This is a genomic window from Desulfobacula sp., assembly GCF_021107415.1.
Window position 1 is genome coordinate 1 of record NZ_JAIOSW010000407.1, and the last position, 5260, is coordinate 5260.

General features: G+C 43.5%; 4 protein-coding genes. 1 reads left to right on the plus strand and 3 read right to left on the minus strand.

Going from position 1 to position 5260, the window contains the following annotated elements:
- Positions 1 to 446: helix-turn-helix domain-containing protein (locus tag K8S13_RS20540; protein ID WP_291465533.1), on the plus strand; the 446-nt coding region annotated here is incomplete at its 5' end.
- A gap of 94 nt (positions 447 to 540) precedes the next feature.
- Here K8S13_RS20540 and K8S13_RS20545 read toward each other — a convergent pair.
- The 3 genes from K8S13_RS20545 to K8S13_RS20555 form a co-directional block, all read right to left on the minus strand.
- Positions 541 to 1692, minus strand: a complete 1152-nt coding sequence (locus tag K8S13_RS20545; RefSeq protein ID WP_291465535.1) for a saccharopine dehydrogenase C-terminal domain-containing protein — start codon at positions 1690 to 1692, stop codon at positions 541 to 543.
- Positions 1693 to 1746: 54 nt separating this feature from the next.
- A complete protein-coding gene (locus K8S13_RS20550; RefSeq protein WP_291465536.1) occupies positions 1747 to 2382 on the minus strand; it encodes a hypothetical protein in 636 nt (211 codons plus the stop codon).
- Positions 2382 to 5260 (minus strand): 2Fe-2S iron-sulfur cluster-binding protein (locus tag K8S13_RS20555; RefSeq protein WP_291465537.1); only part of this gene is annotated, 2879 nt, incomplete at its 5' end. The genes K8S13_RS20550 and K8S13_RS20555, both read right to left, overlap by 1 nt.

Here is a 5260-nt window from a genome sequence, read left to right on the forward strand (position 1 = left end):
GAAAAAAGGTCAGAAAGATCAGCCCTGATCTGCTGGAACTGTTTTATGCCTATCCCTGGCCAGGGAATGTGCGAGAATTAGAGCATCTCATTGAAGCCTCCATGAATATCACCCGTGACTCAGAAGTGATAGAGGCAAAAATGGTGCCTGAATATTTTCTAAAGAACCTGCGACCAAAAACACATGACATCCATCCCCCTGTAGAATCTCAGCTCAATACTCAAATAAGATCATTTGATGTGTCAGCTCCATTACCGACTCTTGAAGAGTTGTCTGTACCCATAAATCAGGATGAAAAATCCATTATCTTTAGAGCTTTGAGCAAGACCTTTGGAAATATCACAATGGCTGCAGGAATTCTTGGGGTCTCACGACAAAACCTAAGCTACAAAATGAAAAAATACGATTTAAATCGGAATGATTTTAGAACACTTTCCAAGACTTAACGATCCTGGCGTACAAAGTTCATAAAATATAAATGGTGCCCCAAACCTTACAAAGGGGCACCAATTTTAAACCTATTAAAAAAACAAGATATTTTTATAGTGTGGAAGGGTCGTACGAAATTACTTCCCAGTTCACGTTTTTTTGCTTGAGCTGATCCTGCATAAACTCTACGCATTCAGGGTAGTTGCCTATATATTCGGGCGGGGAAATACCTTTATCCGTATAAAGCCCTTTTGCGATCATACGAAGGGCAACAGTTGCCGTATACCCGGTGGTACGGGCCATTGATATGACATCTGTTTCAGGACAATACCGATCATATAAGTCAATGAAATATTCGATTTTTTTTCCATCTTTCATGCCTTTGACAAAGGATTGAAAAACAGTGATATCCGCTTCTCCCTTTTTTAATTTCCAGTTTGGAAAAAGAACTTTGCTCGTCAAATTCAACGGGCTTGTTTTCACCCCGTCAAATTCCAATATTTCTTCTTTATTGAAAAATCCGAGCTCCCTTAAAATAGCCATTTTTTCGATGTGCCCCGGGTAGCGTAATGTTTTCTCTTTCATATTCGGCGCATCAATGCTTTTTGCCAATGTCCTTAACCCGTCTGTATTAAATGCCTCAAGCGTTCCGATATTTTGAAAAAATATATATTCCGCATCAGACAGGGCCGGTCGTACTACTTCAAATCCATTTTCAATGTACCGTGCGGGACGAATATATTCCTCAATAACATCAACCGGGGAAAACACAGCTTTGTATTGACTTGGCCATTCACGAATGACAGGCAGCCCGCCGACATAAGTAATTATTTCGTCCACCTTGTCGAGCTTTTGAGCCGCATCCATAATCAAGGCGCTGCCCATCCCCGGATACACGCCGCAATCCATGATCATAGTGACACCGTTATCCTTTGCCATCTGATCCAGGTCAAAAGGGTCTTCTTCATAAAAAGCAATACAGGTGCAATCTTTTTGAGCCCTTATAATCGCTTTAGCTGTTTCAAATCCCATAAATCCAGGCACGGCGTTGATCACCATATCAAAGGAACTGACAAGCTCTGTCACATCTTTGGGAATGGACAAGTCCTTTTGAATCACCGAAATGTCCATGCCCTGGGACACAATTTTATCCAGTATGGCCTGGTCCCTGTCAGCCACAGTAACTTTAATATCTGTATCTTTTGCCAAATCATATGCCATTGGCGAACCAACCAGGCCGCCGCCTAAAACTATAACATTCATTTTTCCCACCATCCTTTAATTATTATAACAAACTGCAAATACGCATTAAAAAATTTACTCACCTGAATTCAACCAGCTTAAAAAAACATTTTTTCCTCCCGGAGCAAGCCCATGGGGAGCTGCTGACTTGAGGATGGCCTTTGCCATATCATTTCCATACCCTCTGGGACAGGAGATGATAACCACCTTCATCTTTTCGGATCGGTCCAGAACAAGAATCTGGCAGGGGATATGAAATAATGGGGTCTGGAACAATTTCATGCCTGTTTCACCCGGTTTAAACATTTCAAGGGGAAGTAAGCTCTCAAATACCTGATCCAACTCTTTGCCCATAAGTGCCAGTACTGCCTGACCATCTGTGATATCTGTACAGCCTGGAGTTAAAGATTCCAAAGAAGGTGTTATCCCATCAAGGCTCCATATCTGGGCCTGGGTTTGATTCATCCTTGATACAAACAGATTGCCCTGTCTGGTTACACCGTTCATATCAGCCGGAATACATAATTCAGGCGTATTAAAACTTAACATATCTTTGTTCTGAAAATCCCAGCTCGGCCGGTGACTTAAGTCGATGAGCAATGGATCTTTTTTTTGATTTTTATACTCCCGGATTACCTTCCAGCCGTCTATTTCTTCAACAGTCAAAGGCTCAAGGTCAAATTTTATGGGGGAGGTTCTAAGTTGCGCCATTATTTTTCTCCTTTGTCTTTCAATCTTAGCCCTTTTGGATCATAAAAAGGCATGGGGACAACTTTGGCTGTAAAACGTTTTTCGCCCTGGCCTTCGTTCTGGTAGATATGTATGGTATTCCCGATTTTATTTAATGGATCCTTTACCAGTGCCATTGCCAGGATTTTATTCAGGGTAATCGACTTTCGGACAGTACACACATGACCCACGATGGTATTATCCTGATAAATAATGGCACCGTCCCCAGGGCAATCCTGACCGTCAGTGATTTCAAGCCCCACAAGTTTGGTTCTTCCTTTCTGGCCCTGGCTGAATTTTAATGCCGGAGCACCGACCTTCTGATTTTCCGCATCTTTTTGATCCCAAAGAAAACCAAGACTCAGATCCCGAAGATTGGTATTCTGTTCTGTTTCAAGCCCGATAATTACATGACCTTTCTCCATCCTACTGATATTTTGAGCTTCAAGACCTATGGGCATAAGACCGAATTCTTTTCCAGCTTTCAGAAGTTTATCCCAGACAGCAGGGCCATAGGATGCTGGAAAATGGATCTCATATGAGAGTTCCCCTAAAAAACCCACCCTCAAGGTTTTTGCCATAACCATATCCTTAAGCAGAATATCTTTATAACCCATATAGGGAAAATTATTGTTGGAAACATCATTTTCTGTCAATTTTTGCAATATCTGTCTTGATTTTGGACCGGCAATATTGATGGCAGCAAGTGTGTTGCTAAGGTTCACTATATGAAAATCAAGATCAGCATACCGGGTATGATAACGAATCCATGATTCAGCCTCAGCAGCCCATGCACTTGAGGTGGTTAAATAATAATCATTGTCAGCCATTTTTGTTACTACACCGTCATCCAAAACAGCACCGCTGGTGTTCAGCATTGCAGAATATTTTAATTTGCCGGAAGTAACCTGGCTCATATCGGATATATAAACCCGCTGCAGCGCCTTTAAGGCATCCGGACCAAAAATACGGAATTTCCCAAGTGTTGAAACATCAATCATACCCGCATTTTTCCTGACCGCTGTAACTTCTTCTACACAATCCGGATCATCTGAAAAACGATTGGCCCGCATCCATGCGCCTGTTCTGATGAATTCAGTCTGGGGGGATTTTTGCTGGTCAACCATGGGGGTATATCTTTTCAATAAATGATTTTGTCCAGCCACGGTTGCCATGAGGACCGGTACCAGTGGAGAGCGTATATTTGTCGGTGTGATACTGGAATTGGGATCATTCTCTAATTGGGAGATAACAAGTGGCAGGTTATGCCCGGGAACGCCACCCTGGCCAGGTCCAAGGCCGAATCCGCCAAACCGTTTCACAAGCTCCGGCTTATCAAATCCCTGGTCAATGGACTGTTTAACACTTTTTACAGTACCATCCTCATCAAAACATACAAATGATTTTCGACCCACACCAATATTGGGGCTAAATGCAACATTATTTCCCCTGGCAGGACCGCAAAGATCTTTTAGCGTGTTTTCAGCCGCTGTAAATGAAACATCGGCACCGGCATCCCTTGCTGCCTTAAGTCCGGCTAAAGTCCCATGGGCTTCGATGGCATCCGGTGTATGATAACCCAGTATCCTGCCTGCGGCATGAACCCCGAAAGGAGTCCGTTCCGGCAGAAAAAAGCCTGTATGTTCATCAAATTTCATTTTTGCCCCCACAGTATTTAAAGGGCCTGTCAAAGGGGTCAATCCTGCTGATGCCACCAAAAGGTCGCATTCAAATTTTTGTTTATCTTTGCCGTTCATTGAGGATAATGTCACACCTGTGACATGCTTTTTACCAATAGCCGAATCCGCAATATAGTTTTTTAAGAACAGGATGCCTTTTTTCATAATGGCCTCTACCAGTTCGATATCATAGCCCTGATCCCGCTGATCGGCCACAGCTTTGATTTCAAGTCCTGATTGAGCAAGGTCAAGTGCAGCCTCAAGCCCTAAGTCATCACCAACACAAAAGACAGCCTTTTTACCGGGCAGTATTCCATATGAACGGGCAAGACGCCATGCACATCCCACCTGCATGATTCCCGGCAACTCATTTTGTTCAAATATCAGGGGTCTTTCCATGACACCGGTTGCAACCACTACACTTTCGGGCCTGATATGTATATATCGCTGTTCATCCGATTCAGCACCACTTCCGGTCTGAAACGCTGTAACCTGATTGTTCCCGGACAGGTCAATCAGGGACGTTTTCTTAAAAACCCGGATATTCTTATTATTTTCAACTTCTTTTAAAAGTGTTTCTGCACGGGTAAAAAGAGATTCTCCATTATATTCCCGGACTCGCCAGTCGTAATTTCCCCCCAGACAGGTTCGTCCCTCAAGCAAGATCACTCTAAGTCCCTTACCTGCAGATGCAATAGCTGCCTTCAACCCGGCAGGGCCACCGCCGATGACACAAACATCAGCCTGGGGATAGAGTTCACCGGAATTATTTTTGTTCCAGGTTTGCTTTGTATCAAGAACGCCTGTTCCAGCCATTTTCCGAATAAATTTGCTGGCCATGGACCAGAGAAAAGCAGGTTTATGAAGCCGTCTGTAGTAGAAACCAGCCGGCATGAATCCATCAAAATAATTTAAAAATGCAAATCTGTCATTCTCAACAGATCCCCAGTAATTCTGAGCCGTGACCCTGTCACCCTGGCTTAAAAGAGTTGTTTCCGACCGGGCATTACACTCGCCGTTTATATTAACCATGGTATTGGCACTTTCTCCATCCATGCTGTACAAGCCTCTGGGGCGATGATATTTAAGGCTGCGGCTGAAAATTTTTACCCCATTGGCAAAGAGAGCGCTTGCCACGCTGTCCCCTTCAAACCCTGTAAAAGACTGACCTTCCCAGGAAA